Annotated in this window: 18 protein-coding genes; 8 read left to right on the top strand and 10 right to left on the bottom strand. The window is 66.1% G+C overall.

Features of this window, described 5'->3' with window-relative positions:
* The first annotated feature begins 71 nt into the window (after positions 1-71).
* Both QYM46_RS18360 and QYM46_RS18355 read left to right on the top strand, forming a co-directional pair.
* Entirely contained in the window at positions 72-1,448 is a 1,377-nt protein-coding gene (locus QYM46_RS18360; protein WP_432790123.1) for an aromatic ring-hydroxylating oxygenase subunit alpha, read from the top strand.
* Positions 1,445-2,719: an FAD-binding oxidoreductase gene (locus tag QYM46_RS18355; RefSeq protein ID WP_432790122.1), complete on the top strand. Its 1,275-nt coding sequence runs from the start codon at positions 1,445-1,447 to the stop codon at positions 2,717-2,719. Before QYM46_RS18360 ends, QYM46_RS18355 begins: the two co-directional genes overlap by 4 nt.
* Positions 2,720-2,727: 8 nt before the next feature.
* Here QYM46_RS18355 and QYM46_RS18350 read toward each other — a convergent pair whose 3' ends face one another.
* Positions 2,728-3,801 carry a proline racemase family protein gene (locus tag QYM46_RS18350; RefSeq protein WP_432790121.1) on the bottom strand — a complete coding sequence of 358 codons (1,074 nt, stop codon included), beginning with the start codon at positions 3,799-3,801 and terminating at the stop codon, positions 2,728-2,730.
* Complete coding sequence (locus QYM46_RS18345; RefSeq protein WP_432791766.1) at positions 3,798-5,882, bottom strand: FAD-dependent oxidoreductase; 2,085 nt, start codon at positions 5,880-5,882, stop codon at positions 3,798-3,800. The genes QYM46_RS18350 and QYM46_RS18345 overlap by 4 nt, the downstream gene beginning before the upstream one ends.
* A gap of 280 nt (positions 5,883-6,162) precedes the next feature.
* Between QYM46_RS18345 and QYM46_RS18340 the strand changes: the two genes are divergently transcribed.
* The gene (locus QYM46_RS18340) at positions 6,163-6,867 is read left to right on the top strand and encodes a GntR family transcriptional regulator (protein WP_432790120.1); all 705 of its coding nucleotides are present in this window, start codon (positions 6,163-6,165) and stop codon (positions 6,865-6,867) included.
* Positions 6,868-7,020: 153 nt separating this feature from the next.
* Here QYM46_RS18340 and QYM46_RS18335 read toward each other — a convergent pair whose 3' ends face one another.
* Positions 7,021-8,559, bottom strand: a complete 1,539-nt coding sequence (locus QYM46_RS18335) for an MFS transporter (RefSeq protein ID WP_432790119.1) — start codon at positions 8,557-8,559, stop codon at positions 7,021-7,023.
* A 312-nt stretch (positions 8,560-8,871) separates the two neighbouring features.
* Positions 8,872-10,416, bottom strand: a complete 1,545-nt coding sequence (locus QYM46_RS18330) for an aminotransferase class I/II-fold pyridoxal phosphate-dependent enzyme (RefSeq protein ID WP_432790118.1) — start codon at positions 10,414-10,416, stop codon at positions 8,872-8,874.
* 91 nt (positions 10,417-10,507) lie between these two features.
* Here QYM46_RS18330 and QYM46_RS18325 point away from each other — a divergent pair, with 91 nt between their 5' ends.
* From QYM46_RS18325 to QYM46_RS18315, 3 genes are all read left to right on the top strand, one after another.
* Positions 10,508-11,521: a LysR family transcriptional regulator gene (locus tag QYM46_RS18325; protein WP_432790117.1), complete on the top strand. Its 1,014-nt coding sequence runs from the start codon at positions 10,508-10,510 to the stop codon at positions 11,519-11,521.
* A 67-nt stretch (positions 11,522-11,588) separates the two neighbouring features.
* Positions 11,589-11,858, top strand: a complete 270-nt coding sequence (locus tag QYM46_RS18320) for a hypothetical protein (RefSeq protein ID WP_432790116.1) — start codon at positions 11,589-11,591, stop codon at positions 11,856-11,858.
* Between the two features lie 174 nt (positions 11,859-12,032).
* Complete coding sequence (locus QYM46_RS18315; protein WP_432790115.1) at positions 12,033-12,374, top strand: hypothetical protein; 342 nt, start codon at positions 12,033-12,035, stop codon at positions 12,372-12,374.
* A gap of 28 nt (positions 12,375-12,402) precedes the next feature.
* Here QYM46_RS18315 and QYM46_RS18310 read toward each other — a convergent pair whose 3' ends face one another.
* The 3 genes from QYM46_RS18310 to QYM46_RS18300 all read right to left on the bottom strand — a co-directional run bounded on the left by QYM46_RS18310 (position 12,403) and on the right by QYM46_RS18300 (position 15,674).
* Positions 12,403-13,785, bottom strand: a complete 1,383-nt coding sequence (locus QYM46_RS18310) for a tripartite tricarboxylate transporter permease (RefSeq protein ID WP_432790114.1) — start codon at positions 13,783-13,785, stop codon at positions 12,403-12,405.
* Positions 13,782-14,222 (bottom strand): hypothetical protein, encoded by a 441-nt coding sequence (locus QYM46_RS18305; RefSeq protein ID WP_432790113.1) that lies wholly within the window; start codon positions 14,220-14,222, stop codon positions 13,782-13,784. Before QYM46_RS18305 ends, QYM46_RS18310 begins: the two co-directional genes overlap by 4 nt.
* Before the next feature lie 171 nt (positions 14,223-14,393).
* Positions 14,394-15,674 carry a pyridoxal phosphate-dependent aminotransferase gene (locus QYM46_RS18300; RefSeq protein ID WP_432790112.1) on the bottom strand — a complete coding sequence of 427 codons (1,281 nt, stop codon included), beginning with the start codon at positions 15,672-15,674 and terminating at the stop codon, positions 14,394-14,396.
* A gap of 246 nt (positions 15,675-15,920) precedes the next feature.
* On the opposite strand from QYM46_RS18300, the gene QYM46_RS18295 reads away from it, so the two are divergent.
* Together QYM46_RS18295 and QYM46_RS18290 are read left to right on the top strand one after the other, a co-directional pair.
* Positions 15,921-16,760: an ABC transporter ATP-binding protein gene (locus QYM46_RS18295; protein ID WP_432790111.1), complete on the top strand. Its 840-nt coding sequence runs from the start codon at positions 15,921-15,923 to the stop codon at positions 16,758-16,760.
* Positions 16,757-17,491: an ABC transporter permease gene (locus tag QYM46_RS18290; RefSeq protein ID WP_432790110.1), complete on the top strand. Its 735-nt coding sequence runs from the start codon at positions 16,757-16,759 to the stop codon at positions 17,489-17,491. Before QYM46_RS18295 ends, QYM46_RS18290 begins: the two co-directional genes overlap by 4 nt.
* Before the next feature lie 39 nt (positions 17,492-17,530).
* On the opposite strand, the gene QYM46_RS18285 is transcribed toward QYM46_RS18290, so the two are convergent.
* The 3 genes from QYM46_RS18285 to phoA form a co-directional block, all read right to left on the bottom strand.
* Positions 17,531-19,000 carry an amino acid permease gene (locus tag QYM46_RS18285; protein WP_432790109.1) on the bottom strand — a complete coding sequence of 490 codons (1,470 nt, stop codon included), beginning with the start codon at positions 18,998-19,000 and terminating at the stop codon, positions 17,531-17,533.
* A gap of 179 nt (positions 19,001-19,179) precedes the next feature.
* On the bottom strand, positions 19,180-19,755 hold the full coding sequence (locus QYM46_RS18280) for a GNAT family N-acetyltransferase (protein WP_432790108.1): 576 nt from the start codon (positions 19,753-19,755) through the stop codon (positions 19,180-19,182).
* A 93-nt stretch (positions 19,756-19,848) separates the two neighbouring features.
* Positions 19,849-21,642, bottom strand: coding sequence for an alkaline phosphatase (gene phoA, locus QYM46_RS18275; protein ID WP_432790107.1), 1,794 nt, complete (start codon positions 21,640-21,642; stop codon positions 19,849-19,851).
* Positions 21,643-21,759 lie beyond the last annotated feature (117 nt).

The following is a 21,759-nucleotide window of genomic DNA, read 5'->3' as shown; positions in this document are numbered from 1 at the left end:
TCCACGGTCGCGGCCGGCGAAGGGGCCGACATCAGACGCGGCCGAACCATGACAACGAGGTGGTGGACGAATTGACTCTGGCACCAGAGCAGAAGCGGACCGATTCCGGCACGAGCGGACCCGCCGGGTCGGGTGCGGCTGCCGGATCGGGCGGGCACGGCAGGACCGATATCGATCGGCTCATCGACGAACGCGTGCCGGGCTATTCGCTGGCGGCACCGTTCTATATCAGTCCGGAGTTCTTCGCACGCGATATCGAGGCGGTCTTCGCCTCCACGTGGATCTTCGTCGCCTCTGCTGCCGAGGTGCCCGAGGCCGGTGACTACCTCACGATCGACATCGGCGCCTACTCCGTCATCGTCATCCGCGATGACGACGGCGAGATCCGTGCGCACCACAACGTCTGCCGTCATCGGGGCACTCGGCTGCTGAACGACCTGTCCGGTTCGGTGGGCAATATCGTCTGCGGCTACCACCAGTGGACGTACACCCCATCGGGCGAGCTCATCTCCGCGGGCGTCCAAGCACCCGACTTCGATCGGACCTGCTTCTCGCTGCGCCCGGTGAACGTCCGTGTCATCGGCGGGCTGATCTTCATCTGCCTCAGCCCCACTCCACCCGATGACATCGACGAGGTGGCGGACGTCATCGAACCCTACCTGGCAGGACATGATATCGCCGGGACGAAAGTCGCCGCGCAGAGTGACCTCATCGAGGACTCGAATTGGAAGCTCGTCATGGAGAACAACCGCGAGTGCTACCACTGCGAAGCCGGGCACCCGGAGCTGACGTGCACGTTCTTCCCCACCTACGGCTACGAACCGGAAGAGATTCCCAAACGCCTGCAGCCGGCCTACCAGCGCTACCTCGACGCCGAAGACCAGCTGCACGCCAACTGCGACCGCAACGGCCTGCCTTACGCCCTCGTCGAGGAGCTGAGCGGACGACCCACCGGGTTCCGGATCGAACGAGCCGCGCTCGACGGACAGGGCGAGTCGTACACGATGGACGGATCGGCCGCCTCGGCGAAATTGCTGGGCGATCTTGACACCTTCGTCCTGGGCCGGGCCTCGCTGCACGTGCAGCCGAATATGTGGTTCCACGCAATGGGCGACCATGTGGTGACGTTCAGCCTGCTGCCGTTGGCCGAAGACAAGACGCTGGTGCGCACGACCTGGCTCGTCCACGCCGATGCGGAAGAAGGAGTCGATTACGATCTCGACAACCTCACGACGGTGTGGCTGAAGACGAACGAACAGGACGCGACCTTCTGCGAACGCGGACACCTGGGAATCTCGTCGCCGGCATATGTGCCGGGCCCCTACGCACCCACCGAATCGCAGGTCGATGACTTCGTCACCTGGTACATCGAACGTCTCAAGGCCCATCGAGAGCAGCGGACCGTGCAGTTGGGCAATGGGCAGTTGGAAGGAGTTGAGAGGCGATGAGGTACCGTCATTCGACATTCGCCCCGGCTGCGTCCGTGCCCGTGGGCAAGGCGACGCTCCGAGTGCCCACTCGGGGCGGGCGACCCGCACTCGCAGCCGCCGCCCAACCGGTCTTCGATACGGCAGTCGAGCCCGCGCTCGCCGCGCCGGTCGACCGGGTGCCCGCTGAATCAGCTAGCCCCGTGCTCGCCGAACTTCAACTCGATCCCGAGCTGCTCACCGGCCCCGTCGAGGTCACCGGCATCACCCGGGTGACCCACGACGTGACAACCTTCGAGCTGCGGGCGGGATGGATGACCAGCGTCGACTTCGCGCCGGGCCAGTACGTGACGATGCGCATCCCCGAGCTGGGTCTCGAGCGCTGCTATTCGATCTCCTCGGCGCCCTTCGGCACGAATATCTTCACCATCACGGTCAAGCGCGTGCCCGGGGGAGCGGTGTCGACCCATCTGCACGACAACGTGCGCGTCGGCGATCGGCTGCACGCGGACGGGCCGTACGGGCTGTTCAGCACGAGCTTTCATCAGGCCGAACGGCACCTCTTCCTGTCCGCCGGCTCCGGAATCACCCCGATCATGTCGATGGTGCGCAGCCTGCTGGCCCGACAGGGAGGGTTCGGCACCGACATCACCTTCGTCCACAGCGCCTCGACGCCGGAAGACATCATCTTCCGCGCCGAGCTCGAACAGCTCGCCGAGGTCGCCGGAGTCAGCGTCACCATCCTGTGCTCCCGGGATTCCGAGGACGAGACCTGGATCGGTCGGTTGGGTCGGATCGACGCGAACACCCTCGCCGAGGTGGTCCCCGACGCGGCCGACCGCGAAACCTTCGTGTGCGGGCCGGGTCCGTATATGGAGGCGGTACGGCCCTTGCTCGCCGAGGCGGGGGTGGCGTCGGCGCGCATGCATGAGGAGTCGTTCGTCTTCGCCACTTCACCTGCCGACCGTTTGGCTCGAGCTGGGGCGAGGGTCCGTGCCGCCGGGGCTGGGTCCGGCGGAGTCACCGGTGCGAGGCATGCCGTCGAGTTCACGGTCTCCGGGCGCGTGGTCGACTGCGATGAGTCCACGACCGTCCTCGACTCCGCGCTGGATGCCGGACTGTCGGTGCCCTCCTCTTGCTCGGAAGGCGCGTGCGGAACCTGCAAATCCGTCCTCATCAGCGGAGAGGTCGAGATGAAGCATGCAGGAGGAATCCGGCCGAAGGAGATCGCTGGGGGCAAGTTCCTGCCCTGCTGCTCGACTCCGCTGACCGACCTCGTCGTCGAGAGGTGAGCGTAACCTCACCGCAGCACGAAGCCGGGCACGAGATCATCGAGCGGGTCGACCTCGAACGTCGAGGTGGCCACCCGGTGGGCGCTGCCGGTGACGACCGGGACGACGCCGTCGGCGGTCTCTTCGAGTACTCGCGCCCGGAATCGCGTGCCGACGATCGACTCATGGACGAGCGTCTGCCTCGCGCCGAGCTCACCGGTGGCATGGAGAGCGGCGACCCGAGCCGCCGTTCCCGATCCACACGGTGAGCGGTCGACCTGACCGTCGGCGAAGACTGTGACATTGCGCTGATGCAGTTCACCGCTGGGCAGCGAGCCGAACCGGTCGACGAAGATCGTGCCATAGACACCGGAGAGCCGGTCATCCTCGGGGTGAACGGTGTCCGGATGACCGGCGAGACCCGCCTTGATCTCCCGGCCCACGGCGATGAGCGCGGTGAGGTTCTCGGGCACGACTTCGCAACTCACCTCACCGAGGCGGCCCACCTCGTCGGCCTGAGAGGAACCGGCGGCGGCACCTAACTGAGCGACGTCGACGAGCGCGTAGACCGCCCCGCCCCACGCGAGATCGACAGTGACCGGCCCCAGGCTGGTGTCCACTGTGATCCCTGAGGCGACGAGCCGGCTGGGCACGTTGACGAAGTCCACCGAGGCGGCCCGTCCCTCGGCGTCCGTGTGCACCTGCGCGCGAACTTGACCCGAGGGCACGTCGATCGTGACCTCCGTGGTCCCGGACGGATCGATGGCGACGACTCCCGCCGACACCGCCCAGGCACCCAGCGCCATCGTCCCGTGGCCGCATGCCGTGGAGAAGCCGTCCTTGTGCCAGAACAGGACCCCGAAATCGGCACCGTCGTCATTGGGTTCGGTGATGAAACCGCCGTACATGTCCGCATGCCCGCGCGGTTCGAGGCACAGCAGCTTGCGCAGATCATCGGCCGGCGAACCGGGTACGGCCAGTTCCCGACGCTGCGCCACACTGCGACCGGGGATCTCGACCGGGGGTTCGGCGACGATCCGGAAGGGTTCGCCGCCGGTGTGGAAGTCGACACTCGTGCAGACCGTCGTCACCCCTGTGCTCACAGCCCCATTCCCACTCTCAGCCCTTCCAGTACCGCCGCATGCACATTGCGGGAGGCGACGGCATCACCGATCCGGTACAGCGCGAACGGGTGCCCCGTCGCGGCGGAGGTGGTGGCCTCGGGATCCGGACCGGGTTCCGGCTGCGGGCGTCCGTGGACCCACGCCTCGAGATCCGTGGCCCCGTGGTTCGACGACTGCGACTTGAGCTCGAAATAGACCTCATCGTTGGGCGTCGTCCCGAAGTCGACGACCACGGCATCGGTGACGACCTCCGTCTCCCGATCCGAATAGTCGTTGCGCAGCATCGCCACGATCTCTTTGCCCTCGTTCCGCGGCTTCGCCGTCAGACGCTCGCCGAGGCGGACCTCGACTCCGAATTCGGAGAACACCTGCAGATACGCGGGGGAGTTCATCGACCCCACGTCGATGCCGATCGTGCGTTCGGGGCTGACGTAGGTGACCTGCTGACCGGCCCGGGCCAGGCGTTCGACGGCGTCGAGGGCCGGGTAGAACCCGTGGTCGTCGAAGACGAGCACCCGCTGCTTCGACTTCAGCCGGTCGTCCATGACATCCCAGACGTCGAAGCTCGGACCCTGCTCACGGAAGGGATACCCGGCATCGGGAACCCCTCCGGTGGCGACGATGACGACGTCGGGACCGAGGCCGAGTATGTCGGCCGCCTCGGCGAAGGTGTTCAGGCGCAGGTCGACACCGTGCTTCTTACACTGCTGGACGCGCCAGTCGATGATGCCGATGAGGTCGCGTCGGCGCTGCGAGCGGGCGGCGATGCGGACCTGCCCGCCGGGAGCGTCCTCGGCCTCGAGCAGGGTCACCCGGTGCCCGCGCACGGCCGCGACACGGGCGGCTTCGAGTCCGGCGGGACCGGCGCCGATGATGACGACATGCTTGGGCCCGGTCGTGACGTCGTGGGGAACCTCCTGCGGCAGATCGGCCTCCCGGCCGGTAGCGGGATTGTGGATGCAGGTGGCCGAACCGGAGGTGTAGATCGAGTCGAGGCACATGTTCGCGCCCACACAGGGGCGGATATCGTCCTCACGTCCTTCGGCGACCTTGCGCGCCAAGTGCGGATCGGCCAGCTGCGCCCGGGTCATCCCGACCAGGTCGAGGCACCCGTCGGTGATCGCGAACCGAGCGGTCGCGGCATCGGAGATGCGCGCGGCGTGGAGGACAGGGATGTCGATGGCCTCGCGGATACGGCGGCAGGTCTCGAGCCAGGGTGCCGAGGGCGTGCCCATGCCGGGGATCGCCTCGGCGAGCTGACGGTCCGAGTTGATCATCCCGACATTGAGGTTGAGGAAGTCGATGCCGTGATCGGTGTAGGTCCGCAGGATCTCGGTGGCTCTCGCCTCGTCCATTCCGTCCTCGCGGCGCTCGTCGACGGCCATGCGGATGCCGAGGACGAAATCATCCGGGACGACCGCGCGCACGGCATCGATGATGCGCATCGGGAACTTGATGAGATCGTCCAGTTCGCCGGAGAACTCGTCGTCGCGGTCATTGAGCCACGGGGCGAGGAAGGAATCGAGAAGGTGACCGGCGTGCATGACCTCGAGCCCGTCGAATCCGGCGGCCGCCACGCGTTCGGCAGCGGATGCGAAGTCTGCGACGATGCGATCCATGTCGAAGTCCTCGAGCGCCTTCGTGAAGGACCGATGCGCGGCCTCCCGGGTCCGAGAGGCCGAGACCAACGGCAGCCAGTCGCCGGCGAAGTTCGAGGACCTGTGGCCCAAGTGGGTCGCCTGGATCATGATCGCCGCGCCCTCGTCGTGGCAGTCTCCGGCGATCGCGGACAGCCACGGAACCACCTCGTCGGTGGACAGGTCGATGTTGCCGAACGCGGCGGGGGAGTCCTTGGACACGATGGCCGAACCGCCGATCATCGTCAGACCGACACCGCCGCGGGCCTTCTCCCGGTGATAGAGGCGGTAGCGGTCCTTCGGCATGCCGAGCTCGGTGTACGCGGGCTCATGCGAGGTCGAGACGATGCGATTGCGCAGCGTGAGCCGGCCGAGTGAGAAGGGCTGGAGCAGCGGATCGGCGGACGCGTCCGTCGCGGACATCGTCGGTGCGGGTGTGCCGGACGCGTCTGATGCTGGTGTGCCGGATGCGGGGTCGGCGGTCATGGGTTCCTCCTTCATTGCAGGAACGTCACTGTGGGTATGACTCCGCGGGGGAGTCCGGGCAGGTAATCGATTACCGACTACCTGCTTCTATGGTGCGATCTCACGGTTATGCTGTCAATAGGCGACCGGCAGATCGTCGCCGCACACATCGCGCTGGAGGAGGTGTGCGGTTTCGGACTGCTGACCACGAATCGAAGGGGAGCGTGAGATGGATCGAGTGAGAACACAGTCCGAATCGCTGCGCGAGCAGGCACTGGGCATCATCCGCGACGCCATCACCGCCGGTGAGCTCGCCGAAGACAAGATCTATTCTGCTGCTGGCCTGGCCAAGCAGCTCGGCATCTCACTCAGTCCCGTACGCGAGGCGATGATGGCGCTCGTGACCGAAGGGACCGTGGAAGCCGTCCCCAATCGCGGATTCCGTCTGGTCACCGTCACCGAGGCGGACCTCGAGGAGATCATCGCCATCCGCGTCCTCCTCGCTGTCCCCGCCGCCCGCAGTCTGGCAGAGGCGGGCAGCGACGACATCGTCGGTCGCGGCCAACGGGCAGATGCGGACGCGACGAGCCAATCGACGACCAAGGCGGACGCGGTCACCCGACTGCGCAGCCTCGCCGAGGCGACCGTCGCGGCGGCCGAGGACGGTGACGTGGCCGAGTTCTATACGCAGGACCGCAGGTTCCATGAGGCCCTGCTCGAGCACGGACTCGGCGGGCGCGCCGCGGCGATCAGCCTGCGCCTGCGCGATCAGTCCCGCCTCTACCGGCACCAGGACCAGATCGGGGCCGTCGCGGTCGATTCCGCTCGCGAACTGCCGCGGATCGTCGACCTCATCGAGGAAGGGAAGTCCGCCGAGGCGGCCGACCTCGTCACGTCGAACCTCTACTTCTTCAAGCGCGTCCCGGCTGACGCCGACGGCTGAGCCCCGGCGCGTTCGGCGGCGCGCTCGGCGTTGTGTCAGTACCCGCGGGTTCAAAATTCATACGCACTGATCAAGATCACCACGTATGAATCTTGAACCCGCTCATGCATGCACTTACCGCTCATGCACTCACCGCTCAGGTGCAGACCTTGTTCAGGCGGGTGCCTTGTCGGGGTCGGTGTCGACGATCGGCATGGACTCGATGTCCATGTCCGGGTTGTCCGCCTGGGTGCGAGCGAGCTCTTCGGCCTCTTCGTGGGTGTTCACCGTCGGGAACGAACCCGGCAGCGGCCGGTGCGCCGATTCCTTCATGAGCAGCACGGCGACGAGTGCGACGACCGAGAAGAACATGATGTAGAACGCGGGCATGTACGAGTTGCCGGTGACATCGATGAGAGCCTGGGCGAACAGCGGCGTGGTGCCGCCGAACAGCGAGACGCCGAGGTTGAACGTCAGGCCCATCGCACCGTAGCGCGACGCGGTCGGGAACAGCGCCGGCAGCGTCGAGGCCAGGCAGGCGATGTAGAATCCGGCGGGCAGGGCGACCATGAACAGAGCCACCATCACTGCCCACATCTCACCGATCTGCATGACGGCGAAGGCGGGGACGATGAGGATGATCGTCATGATCGCGGCCGTGAGGAAGACGAATTTCCGTCCCAGCTTGTCCGAGAGCTTGCCGATGAGCGGCAGGCACAGCGACATGATGACGAGGACCGGGATCGTGGCCGCAGCCGCCTGGACGTTCGAGACCTTGACGGTCTCTTCCAGGTAGGTGGGCATGAAGCTCGTCAGGGCGTAGCCGACCGTCTGGGAGCCGGCGACGACGGCGATGCCGATGAGGATCTCTTTCCAGAAGTGGCGGATGACGCCGAGGAGGCCGTGCCGGGCGTACTTGTCGTCCTTGACCTTGATGTCGCGGCCGGCTTCCTCGCTCGATTCGAAGCTCGGGGTCTCCGGGATCTTCAGGCGGAACCAGATGGCGACGGCGCCGAGCGGGATGGCGATGAGGAACGGGATCCTCCAGCCGCCGTCGAGCATGGCGTTCTCGCCGTGGATGGATGTGGTGATCACGGTCGTGATGGCGACGGTTCCCGCACCGGCGGCGAAGCCGAGGTAGGAGCCGACATCGAGCCACGAGGCCCAATAGCCGCGGGACTTGTCCGGAGCGAACTCCGAGACGTAGGTGGTGGCACCGGCGTACTCGCCGCCGGTGGAGAAGCCCTGGATCATCTTCAGCAGGTAGAGGGGGACGATCACCCACAGGCCGACCTGGGCCGCGGTGGGCAGGACGCCGATGAGGGCGGTGGCGGTGGCCATCGTGGCCATCGTGAAGAACAGGACCTTCTGGCGGCCGATCTTGTCACCGAGCGGGCCGAGCACCATGCCGCCGAGCGGGCGGACGAGGAAGGACACGGCGAAGCCGAGGAGGGTCACGAGCAGACCCATCTGTCGGTCCATACCTTCGGTGAACACCGACGTCATCGTCACGGCCAGGTAGCCGTAGACGCCGAAGTCGAACCATTCCATGAAGTTGCCGACGGTGGTTCCGCCGATGGCGGTGCGGATCGATTTGGTTTCGACGACGATGCAGTCATCGGCCTCGAACCGCTTCTGTTTCTTTATTGCACGCCGTTCCTTGCGGGTCGGCTTCTTGTCTTTCTGCGCGGGTCTGTCGTGGCCTTCTGACATCAGTGGTTCCTCGTTTCAGCTGCTGCTAGGCAAGTTGCAGGGCCGAGTCGCCGGAATGGTGCGGACTCTGCGCGGCAGTTGCTGTCGGATTTCGACAATGCAGAACATCTTTGTTGGGCCGTATGGGCATGTCAACAAAAATTGTGACACAGTTCATGACGAATGCGCCTGAGGGTAGTCACCTGCGTTGGAAATCGTCCAGTGGTCCAGAAAATACGCAATGAAGATGTTGTCTAATTGGCAGTGTCACTTGTCCAGTGATGTTGCCGGCCGAGGCCTGCGGGGTCGGCGGGGGCGGTGACTGCGCGCTGATCAGTTCCTGACGACCCGATAGGTCTCGAGTCCGGGGTCGACGGCGCCGCGGACGTGTCCGGACAGGCTTGCGGCCACGGCTTGGAGGAAGTCGATGGTGTCGGCGGTGATCTCCTCGCCGGGCAGGACATTGGGGATTCCGGGTGGGTATGCGGCGAGCGAGCTCACGCTCACCCGTCCGAGGGCCTCGGCGGCGGTGACGAGTTCGGAATCGGCGAAGTACGCCTCGCGCGGGGTCATCGCCAGTCGGCCGGCTGTGGGCAGTGGTGGGAGGCCGGCGGCAGGGGTCGTCGCGGTGGCGGAGTCTGCGGTTTCGAGGCGCAGAGTCTCCAGGGCGTCGATGAGGCGGCCGATGTCCGGGGACTTTCCGATGCCGATGAGGGCGACGAGGGTGGTTGCCGTCGACATCTCGGGGAAGATGTCGAAGTCCTCGGCCAGGCGCTTGCGCACCGTGTGGCCATCGAGTCCGGTGGCGGTGATGTCGATGGGCAGGCGGAACGGGTCGATATCGACGACGTCGGCATGACCGAGGAACTCGCCGGACAGCAGGTGGTAGCGGTCGGTGGCCTCGATCTGCGCACGGATATGGCGGATGTTCTCCAGCGAATCCGTGATCGCCTCTTTCGAGGTCATGAGTGCGCGGCGGGCCAGGTCGATCGAGGCCATGAGGTGGGCGTTCTCGCTCGTCGAGGCGGTCATCATGAACGCGCGTGCCAGCGCCGGTTCGAGGCGATCGGCGAACTCGGTGTCACCGAGGTGGAGCAGTGCGGACTGAGTGAGCGAACCGGCGAGCTTGTGCGTGCTCATGATGACGATGTCGGCGCCCTGGGTGACAGGAGACGCCGGCAGGTCCGGGTGGAAACCGAAATGGGCACCCCACGCGGCGTCGATGATCAGTGCCGCACCTGCTTCGTGGGCCACCTCGGCGAGGGATTCGACGTCGGCGACGGCACCGAAGTAGCTCGGGGTCACGAGGTAGACGGCGGTCACCGGCTCGGGGTGATTGCGGATGGCCCGGCGCAGTGCGTCGGGGGTGACGCCGTGGGCGATGCCGTTGACCTCGTCGACGTTGGGGTAGACGAAGCCGGGGTTGAGCCCGGCCAGCACGATGCCGTCGATGAAGCTCGAATGCGCGCTGCGCTGGGCGACGACGCCGGACCCGAGGGTGCCGACGGCCAGGGCGGCCATGCGGTTGCCCTGAGAGGAGCCGTTGGTGAGGAACCAGGTGCGGCGGGCGCCCCAGGCCTCGGCGGCCAGGCGCAGAGCTTCGTCCTTCGGGGTATCGACGCCGAGGTCGATTCCGTCGAAGAGCGGGGGGATGTCCAGGGAGAGGGTGTGCTCGCCGAAGAATTCGGCCTGACCTGCGGAGATGCCCTCGGTCGTGCCGCCGTGTCCGGGGGTGGACAGGAACAGCGAATTGCGGTCGGCCGCATACGCCAGAGCTTCGGCATAGGGTGCGCGGGACTGCGTGAGGGCAGGATGCGTCGCCGACCCCGAGGAGGAGTGCGGGGCCGGGGGCATGGGGGAGTCCTGGTGCACGGTCATGCGTCCAGGTTAAAGAGGTGAGCGGGTATGGGAGAATAGCAACTTTCCTCCCTTGCTCTATAGTCAGTATTGAACTCGATGGAGGAGAGCAATGGAACCTCTGGACACTCGCGGACTCGTCGCCCTGCGCGCCGTCGCCGAGGCCGGATCCGTGGCCGCCGCGGCGACGGTGCTGTCGTGGAGCCAGCCGACGGTCAATCATCATCTGCGCAACCTCGAGCGCAGGCTCGGGGCTACGCTCATCGACCGCTCACCACGCGGATCGCACCCGACTTCGGTGGGCAGCCTCGTCGTCGCACGGGCCACGGAGATTCTGGGGCTGTGCGACCGCCTCGGCGCCGAGGTGGCGCTGTGGCGGGAATCCCAGGCCGTTCCGGTGCGAATCGGGGCGGTGCCCACCGTCGGAGCCCGCGTGATCCCCCGGCTGCACGATCAGCTGCAGGCTCGGCCCCGGTGGCAGACCCGCGACGAGGCGGTCGCGGGCGAGCGGACCGAGGTGTTCACCGCGGCCTTGGACGTGACGATGGACGAGCACGCGAAGCTCGTGTCCCGGCTCGAATCCGGCGACCTCGACCTCGCGCTGCTGGTCTCGACCGACATCGACCGAACGTGGATCCCCGCGACCCTCAATGCCGCTCACCTCTATTCGGAACAGCTGCACCTGTGCGTGCCGCGCTCGATCGGCCCGATCGAGCGTGACTCCCACGGCATGCCCGACCTCGCCGTGCTCGTGTCTCAGACGTGGGCGTTCAGCATCGATCCCGGGGACGCCATCGACGAGGTGGTCAGATCTTTCTGCCTGTCCGCGGGCTTCGAACCGCGGGTGGGGATGCGGATGGACGATTACGCGGCCATCAACCGGATGATCTCGGCCGGTCTGGCGGTCGCGATGATCCCCGAGTCTTCCCTGTCGACCGACCCCGACATCGAGGTCATCCCGATGCCGTTGAGTGCCTGCCGGCGCGATGTGCTGCTCGTGTCCCGGTCTCGGTCGGCCGCCTCGGCGGGGTCGCGGGCCCGGCACGATCCGATCGTGGCCGCCCATGATTCCGCCGTCGCCGAGGTGGTCGCCGACATCCGCACGGTCACGGCGCAGTGGCGGTGATTGCAAACGGCGATTGCTGACGCGAAGCTGAGAAGTCGACGCGGATGGTTAGGGTAGGCTCACCAATGTGACAATCTCTGCGAATGCCGTCCGCACGCCCATGCCCACCCGTCGTTCCCTCCTCGGAGGGGTGGCCGGACTCGGATCCGCGCTCCTCCTCTCCGCCTGCTCGAGCGGCGGTTCGTCCTCGCCTGAGTCCTCCGCCTCGGCGAGGAAGGACGGGGCACCGAGCCGCATCGTCGCGACCTCGACCGGCCACCTCGACCACTGCCTGGCTCTGGGGATCATGCCGGTGGGCATGACGGTCGCCGTGGCCGCGGCGACGAACAGGAGCTGACGGGCATCGCCGAGGTGGTCAAGACGAACGGCGGGTCGGAGAACTTCAAAGACGATCTGGGGATCGTCGCCTAGGCACTCGGTAAAGAGGCGAAGGGCCGAACGCTGCTCGAGGACTATGAGAAGCGGGCGCGGGAGTGGGGGAGGAAGCGCGGAACGCAGGAGAGCGTCTCGCTTGTGCGGTCGAAGGGGGGATCAGTACCTCTACTTCGGCAAGCACTCCCTGGCGAGCATCGTCGCCGAGGACTCCGGGCTGATCCGCCCCGAATCCCAGCGCTTCGACGACAGGCCCAGCCATGAGCTCTCGCTGGAGAAGGTCGAGCTGCTCGACGCCGACTGGCTCTTCCATGCCTTCCCCGAGGGCAAGGCCAGTCCCACCGAGTCAGACCTGTGGAAGGAGCTGGACGTCGTCGAGGCGGGGCACGCGTTCCCCGTCGACGTCGACCCGTGGTTCCTCAACGCTTCGGTCGTCGCGGCGAATCGGGTGCTCGACGACATGCAGAAGTTCATGGCCTGAGCACTGTGCACGCCGCAGGACGCGTGCCCTACAGGGCGAGGATCGCAGGCACGGTGAGCACGGCGACGTAATAGCCCATGAACTGGACGCCGGCGTGCATGCCGATCATCCGGTTGAACAGTCCCCCGACGAGTCCGACGGTGATCGTCACACCGAGTGCCAGCAGTCCGCCTTCGTAGAGGCAGATGACGCAGATGAGGGCCGCGAACCCAGCGATGATCGCCTCGTGTGAGACCGATTTCATCACCCAGGTCGCCGCCCGATGGGCGTTCGTCATCACGAACGGGTAGGCGATGACGATGGCGATGACCGCCGCGATCACGGCGAAGAGGGCGAACTGCCCGGTCGTGAGCAGATCGTGGAGGTTGTTCGTCGTTCCCGTCTCAGCATCGAGGGTGTAGACGGGAGGAGCGTTGAACAGCGGTGCCGCGGGACCGGCTGCCACGGGTGAGAGCGGCAGGCCGATGGCGATGAGGGGAATGAGCGTTTCGGCGATATAGGTCGATTCGGTGGTCGCGTTGCGCACCGTGGCCACCGTCGTCAGCCGGTGGAAGCCGTTCTTGATCCGACTGCCGGCGATCTCGCCCATGAGCACGGCCATGGCCACGGGTGAGAAGACGAAGGTCGCCGAGGTGATCACCGCAGATCCTGTCGTATACGTCAGCTGGGTGCGATCGAGGACCGCGAAGGGGTTCGGGATCCGGCCACCGGAGCGCGGAACGTCGGGGGCGAGGGCGAATTCGCGCTTGCCCTCCTGCCGCATCGCCTTCCTGCCTGCGGGGGACAGTCCCGCGAACAGGTCGAAGATGAGCGGGCCGGTGGCGATGCCGAGGAAGAACGACGTCGTGAACGTCGCGTCCTTCTGGTCCATGATGAACGCCTGCAGACCGCTGATGAGCAGGACGAAAGGGATGAGTGCGACGACGGCGGCGAGCTTTCCCTTCGACGTGTACGCGACGAGCACAGCCGCGGCCACGAAGATCCACGGAGCCGCGGACTCGATGCTTTCGGCGAACGGGGTGAGGACGAGAGCGAAGAGGATGGACAGCGGAATCGCGATGATCACGGCGATGACCCCGCCGGAGATCGCCTTCTGCAGGGCCAGATGCGGCACGCCCAGGGCGCGCAGAAGTTGGGCCTCGCGCAGCATCGGCACCGCAGTCGTGTCACCGGGGATGCCGAGCAGGGTCGTCGGCACCGCGTGGGAGATGTGTTTGGCGATGACCGCGGCGAGGAAGAATGCGATGACGCCGGCGGGCGGTACGCCGAGGAGGATGACGAGCAGAGCGATGGGAGCGACTGTTGCCGTCTCATCCGTGCCGGAGATCAGGCCGATGCCGGTGAACAGCACGGCGGCGAGCACGGCCATGCCGATCGCCCAGAGGATGGGTTCGAGGAGGTCTGCGCTCACTGCTGTTCGTCCGTCTTCCGTGCGCCGCTGCCGTCATCGACCGCGTGGCGCCGATGGTTCTCGAGGAGGGCGTCGAAGAGGCCGAGCGCCCGCACTTCGGCCTGCACAGCCTCGGGGAGTTCGCGCGGGTCGCCGAGGTCGCCGTACTCCTCGACGATCTCGTCGATGATCTCCTGCCGGCTGCGCGTGTCGGTCGTCGGGCTCGTGATCACGCGTTTGGGCTTGAACAGGAAGCCGGTGATCAAGGCGCCGAGGATGCACCCGAGAATGCCGATGAGCAGAGCATAGGAGTGGCCGAGTTCCGTCTGACCGGCCGCGGCGAAGAGATGGTCGGCGACGAGATAGGCGGTGACCGCGATGCCGACGGAGATGGCGATGCCGCCGGTGAGGTGTCGGGAGTCGACGGTGTCGTTCCACACTTCGATGAGGTGCGGCATCCCTACCCGCCTTCGGCTCGATGGTGATTGTTACTGAGTCAGGATACCCACCTCAGAGACGGTGCCGGACGGAAGCCGTGGTGCCGGACGGTTCGATGTCCGCCCGGCACCACATGATTCTCAAAGAGGCGCTCGCCCTTTTTGATGAGGCAGCCTCGTCGGTTCAGCCCGTCAGCCGGCTGCGGGCGATGCCGCGTGCTCGGTTTCGCGCACCACGGGCAGCTCGCACGTCGTCGGAGCGACCTGCCGGTAGCCGGAGAGGAACGTGTCGAGGCGTTCGATCGCCTCGGTGAGCACCTCGACCGACGGCAGGGTGACGAGTCGGAAATGGTCGGGCTTCGGCCAGTTGAAGGCCGTGCCGTGGGAGACGAGGATCTTCTGTTCGCGCAGCAGGTCGAGGGCGAACTGTTCGTCGTCGGTGATGCCGAACTTCTCGACATCGAGCTTCGCGAACATGTACAGCGCACCGTCGGCGCGATGGGCCGAGACGCCGTCGATCGAATTGAGCCCTTCGTAGGCGACCTGCATCTGCGCGCCGAGGCGGCCCGTCGGCAGGACGAGATCATCGATCGACTGCTTCCCGCCCAGGGCCGCTTGGATCGCGTGCTGGGCCGGAACGTTCGAGCACATGCGCATATTCGCGAGCAGCTTGATGCCCTCGAGGTAGCTGTGCGCTTCGTCCAGAGGTCCGGTGATCGCCAGCCAGCCGGAACGGTAGCCGGCGACCCGGTAGGCCTTCGACAACCCGGAGAAGGTCAGGCACAGAACATCATCGCCGGTGAGCGTGGCCATGTTGACCAGGTCGACGCCGTTGTAGGTGATCTTCTCGTAGATCTCATCGGAGAAGACGATGAGGCCGTGCCGGCGGGCGATGTCGGCGATCTTCTGCAGCGTCTCCTGCGAGTACACCGCACCGGTCGGGTTGTTCGGGTTGATGACGACGATTCCGCGGGTACGTTCGGTGATCCGGGATTCGAGGTCGTCGAGGTCCGGCTGCCAGGCGTCCTCTTCCGCGCAGCGGTAGTGGACGGGGGTGCCGCCGGACAGCGCCACCGAGGCGGTCCACAGCGGATAGTCCGGGCCGGGCACGAGGATCTCGTCGTCCGGGTTGCACAGGGCCTGCAGGCTCAAGGTGATGAGTTCGCTGACTCCGTTGCCGAGGTAGACCTCGTCGGTGCCGAGATTGTGGATGCCGCGGGTCTCGTAGTACTGGACGACGGCACGGCGGGCCGACAGGATCCCCCGCGAGTCCGAATACCCCTGCGTCACGGGAAGGTTCGCGGCGATGTCCTGGACGATCGCCTCGGGGGCTTCGAATCCGAAGGGGGCAGGGTTGCCGATGTTGAGCTTGAGGATCGTGTGCCCGGCGGCTTCCATCGCCTGGGCCTCTTCGAGGACGGGTCCTCGAATGTCATAGAGGACATTGGCCAACTTCGACGACTGCCTGAACATGTGAACCGGAAAACCTTTCATACGACTGCTGCTACATCCACGCTAGGACCCCCGCCGAGGTGGTTCTGACCAAACAGAGGCCCGTTTCCCAGACCTTTGCTCGGTCGGGCGGACCGTTGTGCAGACCTTTGGGATGCCGGGTTCACCTTACTCCCGGTAATTCAGAGAAATCTGGGCGGTTTCGGTGACGGCGTCGCATATGCGGAGCCATTGACGGCTGGCGTTCACGGATGTCTCATTCACCTTATGAAGAACAAATCAGTCGAGGTGCGGGGTCTCACGATTCGGCGGGGTCGTCGGACCGTCATCGACTCACTGGATATTGATGTGCCCCGCGGGGCGATCGTCGGGTTGCTGGGTCCCAGTGGCAGCGGGAAGACGACGCTGATGCGGGCCGTCGTCGGAGTGCAGATCGTCGCGGGCGGACGTGTGCAGGTGATCGGCCGGCCTGCCGGATCGGCGGATCTGCGGCATCGGGTCGGGTATATGACCCAGTCGGCGAGCATCTACGACGACCTCAGCGTGCGAGCGAATCTGCGCTACTTCGCGCGGGTGCAGGGAGCTCCGAAGACCGATGTCGACCGGGTGCTCGAGCGCACGGATCTCATCGACCAGGCCGATCAGCTGGCTCGGACGCTTTCGGGCGGTCAGGCGAATCGGGTGTCGCTGGCTGCGGCGATGATCGGTTCCCCGGACCTACTCGTCCTCGACGAGCCGACGGTGGGACTCGACCCTGTGCTGCGCAACGATCTGTGGAATCTCTTCCGTGGGCTCGCCGAGGAGGGGACCACGCTGCTGGTCTCGAGCCACGTCATGGATGAGGCCACCCGCTGTGACCGGCTGCTGCTCATGCGGGAGGGCGCGATCATCGCGGACACGACACCGCACGATCTGCTCGCCGGCACGGGGGCCGCCTCGGCGGAGGAGGCGTTCCTCGACATCATCGCGAAGGACACGGCCGGTGGGGGATCTGCCGGGCACGGACGCCGGTCGGGGACCCATCTGCTCTCCCAGGACGTGAACGGCGCCGGTCGGCCAAGCCACGATCGGCGGGGCCGCGGGACGACGAAGGGAGGCCGGCGATGAACCCGATGCGCACCCTGGCGACGACGGGACGAGTGCTCGTCCAGATCCGCAACGACCCGCGTACGATCGCCCTGCTGCTCATCGTGCCCAGCCTGCTGATCGGCCTGGTGGCATGGATCTTCGACGAGACCGAGGTGTTCGCTGACATCGGGCCGGCGATGCTCGCGCTCTTCCCCTTCATCGTCATGTTCCTCGTCACGAGCATCGCGACCCTGCGCGAACGCCGCAGCGGAACGCTGGAGCGGCTGCTGTCGATGCCGTTGGGCCGCGGCGACTTCATCCTCGGCTACACCCTGGCATTCGGCCTGCTCGCCGTCATTCAGACGGCTGTGGCGGTCGGCTACGCGACTCTGGTGTGCGGTCTGGAGATCGAAGGATCGGTGGTCCTCCTCTTCGTCGTGGCGATCGCCGATGCCCTGCTCGGTACGGCTCTGGGCCTGCTGGCCAGCGCTTTTGCGCGCACCGAATTCCAAGTCGTGCAGTTCATGCCGGTATTCGTGTTCCCGCAGATCCTGCTCGGCGGGATCTTCCTCCCGCGCGACCAGTTGCCGGATGTGCTCGAAGTGATCGGCGACTGGCTGCCGCTGTCACACGCGATCGACGCATTGGATGCCGTGTCGACCGGCAGCGAGGATGACGCCTATATCTGGCTGCGGGTGCTCTTCATCGCCTGCTGGATCATCGGCGCCATCATCGTCGGCTCGCTCACACTGCGTCGCCGGACGCCGTGAGGTCAGAGGTATCGCGGGGGATGGTGAACCAGTTGGCTGTTACTTGCCCGAATTGATGGGTTCGGTGCGATCGGTGAGGTCAATAGGTCGGCGGCCCTGACCGCGGACGAAGGCGAGGTAGCACAGCCACAGCGCGACGACCCACAGCAGACCGACCCATAGGGCGGGTCGTGAGCCGGGGACGACGCCGACCATGACGACGATGAAGACGATGAACGTCAGCGTGATCCAGGAACCCATCGGCCACAGCGGAACGGGGAATTCGCTGGGAAGGCGAGCCTCCTCGGCGATCACCTTCTTCATCCGGATATGGGATGCGAGGATGATCAGCCACACGAGCACCGTGGCGAAGGTCGCCAGCGCGCCGAGGAGGAACAGCGCCTGATCGGGGTAGAGGTAGTTGAGGACGACGCCGGCCAGGAGGGCGATGATCATCGTGACCACGGTCATCACGGGCACGCCGTTGCTTGAGGTGCGGGCGAAAGACCGCGGAGCTTGTCCCTGTTCGGCAAGACCGTGGAGCATCCGACCGGCGCCGAAGATGTCAGCGTTCATGGCTGACAGAGCTGCTGTGATGAGGACGACTTGGAGGATCGCGGCGGCCGCGGTGAACCCGACGGAGTCGAAGATCGCAACGAAGGGGCTGATCTCGGAGGTGATCTGATTCCACGGCAGGATGCACATGATCACGCCGAGGGTGAGGACGTAGAAGAGGAGGATGCGCACCGGCACCGAGTTGATGGCGGCGGGGATCACCTGCTTCGGGTTCTGCGCCTCACCAGCGGTGACGCCGATGATTTCGACGCCGCCGAAAGCGAACATGACGATGGTGAAGGAGGACAGCAGCCCCCAGAGTCCGTTGGGGAAGAAGCCTCCGTGGTCGAACAGCGCCTGCGGCCCCATCTGGTCGTGGTCGGCGATGCCGAAGCCGACGATGATGATGGCGACGCCCGCGACGATGAGGACGATGATCGCGGCGATCTTGATGAGCGCGAACCAGAATTCCAGCTCACCGAAGACCTTGACTCCGAGCATGTTGATCGCGGCGATGAAGAACACGACGGCGAGCACCCAGATCCAGCGGGGCACGTCCGGGAACCAGAAGCCCATGTAGACACCGATCGCGGTGGCATCGAAGACGGCGACGAGGACCATTTCGAAGGCGAACGTCCAGCCGACGAGGAAGCCGGCGAAGGGGTGGATGTAGCGGGAGGCATACTGGCCGAAGGACCCGGAGACGGGGTGGCGGACGACGAGTTCGCCGAGGGCGCGCATGACCATGAACACGGCGGCGCCGCCGATGATATAGGCGAGCAGCACTGCCGGTCCGGCGGCTTGGATCGACTCGGAGGAGCCCATGAAGAGGCCGGTGCCGATGGCCGAACCGAGCGCCATGAAACGGATGTGGCGAGCGGTCAGGCCTCTTTTGAGGCCGACGTTCTCTTCACGTCCGTTCGCGGTTTCGTCTCTGGGGAACGCCTCGTTGCGGTCGCTGCCGGCTGGAGCCATCGGTGTCTGCTGTCCTCTTCTCTCTGCTGCCCATGGCCACGCTGGCCCACGTGATCGACGGACCCGGCTCCACGGCCATCTCAGATTCTCACACTGGCAGGGCGAGCGAAGACGGAAGCTGGGGCAAAGAGTCCGAGATCTCACAAAATCGGGTCGGACCGGGGTCTGGAACGGAGCAGTCAGGCTGTCTGCCGATCGCTGGAAAGCATCCCGAAGATGAGGGTGTCGGTCCATTCGCCCTTGGACCACCAGTCCTTGCGCAGGTGCGCTTCCTCCCGCATCCCGATCCTGCGAGCCAATTTCGCCGAGGCGGTGTTCCGGGCATCCATCTGCGCAAACACTCGGTGGAGTCCGTAATGGTCGAAGGCGACATTGAGGACCGCGATGGCCGCCTCGGTGGCGAAGCCGTGGCCGCTGGCGGCCGGATCGAGGATCCAGCCGATCTCGGCCTTCTCATCACTGCCGTCGTCGAGCCAGATCGCGATGTCGCCGATGACGTGCGAGCCTTCAAGAGAATCGAGGCCGTCGACGGTCTCGATGACCAGGGCCAGGGCACGGGATTCGGTCTCGAGCCCCGTGCGATGCATCCGTTCGGCGACCTGCGCCCGGGCCACCTCGGCGGTCCAGGGATCCTCGAGGAGGAATCGGGAGACGTCCTCGCGGGAATAGATCGGAAGGTGCGTCTCGGCGTCGGACTCGCGATATGTGCGCAGCCGCAGTCGATCGGTGGTCAGCGGGAGTTCGAGTGGTTCCATGAGCCTACTCTGCCAGGTCGACCTGTGGAGACGACGAACGATGCCGGACGCTTCGCTGGGAAGCGTCCGGCACCGTTCGCAGTCGGGCTGGTGTCAGGCGGGGAGGATTCCGCGGCGCTTGGCCATGCGGATCAGGGCCGATCCGCCGATGATCGCGGCCACGCCGAAGAAGATCGCCGCACCGATCTCGACACCGGTGCGCGGCAGTGCTCCGCCGCCACCGCCGGCCAGACCGGGACCTTCGTCTCCGCCACCGGACGAGGCATTGCCCTCGCCGCCTTCGGGGCCGCCGTTCGCACCGGCGCCGCCTCCGGCTGAATCGGAGGATCCGTTGGAGTCCTCGGATCCGTTCGAGTCCTCGGTGCCTGCCGTACCGTCGTTGCCACCGGCATCGGACGAGCCTGCGGCATCGTCGGAGCCGTTCGCATCGTCGGAACCGGACGAGTCGTCATTGCCGTTCGCGTCGTCGCCCGGGTCGCCGGGCACTTGGGCGTCGGGGTCGAGTCCCAGACCGTCCGCGATCGTGAAGTGCATGTCGGTCTGGTCGGTCAGCCCGACGACATTGGCCGCGCCCGGACCGTAGGCCGCGATGCGCAGCTGCGTGCCGGTGTGGCCCTGTGATTCCTCTTCGTCAGCGGTCGCGTAGTTCATCGTCATTTCGCTGCCGTCGGCGGTGGTCAGGGTCCGGGTGAGACCCGGGGTGTCCGCACCGGCGCTGACGATCTGGCTGGTGTGAGCGTGATCGGCGGTCGTGATGACGAGGGTTTCGCCGTCCTCCTTCGCGAAGTCGAGGGCGGCCTTGACCGCCTCGTCGAGGTCGACGGTCTCACCGATCTGACCGCACGGGTTGGCCGCGTGATCCTGCTTGTCGATGCTCGCTCCCTCGACCTGGAGGAAGAAGCCCTTGTCATTGTCGAGCAGATCGACGGCCTTGCTCGTCAGCTGGTCGAGCTTCGGTACGTCCGAGGTGCGCTCCGGGTTGTTCTTGCACTTCACAGCCGGTTCGGTGCCGCCTCCGTGCGTGGCCTTCGGTCCCTCCCAGCGAACGGGGAAATTGCCCTCTGTGAAGAGACCGAGCACCGGAGCATCTTGGTTCGCCTCGGTGATGGAGTCGAGTGAGCCGGAGTCGTTCACGAGCTGGTAGCCGCGTTCCTCCGCCTGCTCACGCAGCGTCTTGTCCTTCCAATCGCCGGCGGTGGCCTTCTGTTCGAAGGACGCCGAACCGCCGCCGAGGGTGACATCGGCGCGAGCATTGAGGATCTGCTCGCTGATCGAGCCGAGCCCGCCGTTCTCCAGTGCCTCGTCCGCGCAGTCCTTGGCCGTCTCCTCGGGGCCGTAGCAGCCACGCTGGCTGATGTGGGCGAGCTGCGCGGCCGGAGTCGCGTCCTGGATCTCCGCGGTCGAGACGTCGCCGGTCTTCATTCCCTTGGCGCGGGCCATCTCGATGAGAGTCTTGTGCGGTTTGCCTGTCCGGTCGACGCCGAGAGCGCCGTTGTACGTCTTCGTTCCCGATGACCAGCCGGTGGCGCTCGCCGCGGAGTCGGTGACATAGTCCGGCTTGCCGGAGTCCTTGTCCACCGCGTAGGTCGTGTACTGCCCGGTCAGCGGCAGTTCGTCGAGGCCGTCGAAGCGTCCGTGGGCGCCCTTCGCATAGTTGCGGGCGGCGGTGATCTCCGAATCGCCCATGCCGTCGCCGATGAGGAGGATGACGTTCTTCGCGCCGGAGTCCTCGACCGCGTCGCGGATGGCGTCGGTGTTGTCGCCGTCGAGTTGGCGGGCTCCGCCGGGTTCGTCGATGCCTGCCGCCGAGGCGGGGCTTGCGAATCCGAAGAGTGCGAGGCTGAGTGCGCCGGTTGCCGCGGCGAGACGCAGGGTTGTCCTGGCCATGTGCAGTCCTTTCGTTGGGGTGCACAGGCGCTCACCGATGTGGAGTTGTCGGGACGATTCGAGCGGTGCCGAAGGCAGGGCCCGGGCGAGTGCGTGAGCGTCGTGTGCGAGCAGACG

The organism is Brevibacterium sp. K11IcPPYGO002, from assembly GCF_050920635.1.
In the GTDB taxonomy this organism is placed as follows: domain Bacteria; phylum Actinomycetota; class Actinomycetes; order Actinomycetales; family Brevibacteriaceae; genus Brevibacterium.
The sequence above is the reverse complement of the archived record's forward strand: the minus strand, read 5'-3'. Positions and strand labels throughout refer to the sequence as shown.

Excerpts from the sequence above, each read along its gene's own strand:
- QYM46_RS18355 (WP_432790122.1), top strand. The coding sequence starts at position 1,445 with ATGAGGTACCGTCATTCGACATTCGCCCCGGCTGCGTCCGTGCCCGTG.
- QYM46_RS18305 (WP_432790113.1), bottom strand. The coding sequence starts at position 14,222 with ATGCCGCACCTCATCGAAGTGTGGAACGACACCGTCGACTCCCGACAC.
- QYM46_RS18290 (WP_432790110.1), top strand. The coding sequence starts at position 16,757 with ATGAACCCGATGCGCACCCTGGCGACGACGGGACGAGTGCTCGTCCAG.
- QYM46_RS18345 (WP_432791766.1), bottom strand. The coding sequence starts at position 5,882 with ATGTCCGCGACGGACGCGTCCGCCGATCCGCTGCTCCAGCCCTTCTCA.
- QYM46_RS18300 (WP_432790112.1), bottom strand. The coding sequence starts at position 15,674 with ATGTTCAGGCAGTCGTCGAAGTTGGCCAATGTCCTCTATGACATTCGA.
- QYM46_RS18285 (WP_432790109.1), bottom strand. The coding sequence starts at position 19,000 with ATGGCTCCAGCCGGCAGCGACCGCAACGAGGCGTTCCCCAGAGACGAA.
- phoA (WP_432790107.1), bottom strand. The coding sequence starts at position 21,642 with ATGGCCAGGACAACCCTGCGTCTCGCCGCGGCAACCGGCGCACTCAGC.
- QYM46_RS18330 (WP_432790118.1), bottom strand. The coding sequence starts at position 10,416 with ATGACCGTGCACCAGGACTCCCCCATGCCCCCGGCCCCGCACTCCTCC.
- QYM46_RS18295 (WP_432790111.1), top strand. The coding sequence starts at position 15,921 with ATGAAGAACAAATCAGTCGAGGTGCGGGGTCTCACGATTCGGCGGGGT.
- QYM46_RS18335 (WP_432790119.1), bottom strand. The coding sequence starts at position 8,559 with ATGTCAGAAGGCCACGACAGACCCGCGCAGAAAGACAAGAAGCCGACC.
- QYM46_RS18280 (WP_432790108.1), bottom strand. The coding sequence starts at position 19,755 with ATGGAACCACTCGAACTCCCGCTGACCACCGATCGACTGCGGCTGCGC.
- QYM46_RS18325 (WP_432790117.1), top strand. The coding sequence starts at position 10,508 with ATGGAACCTCTGGACACTCGCGGACTCGTCGCCCTGCGCGCCGTCGCC.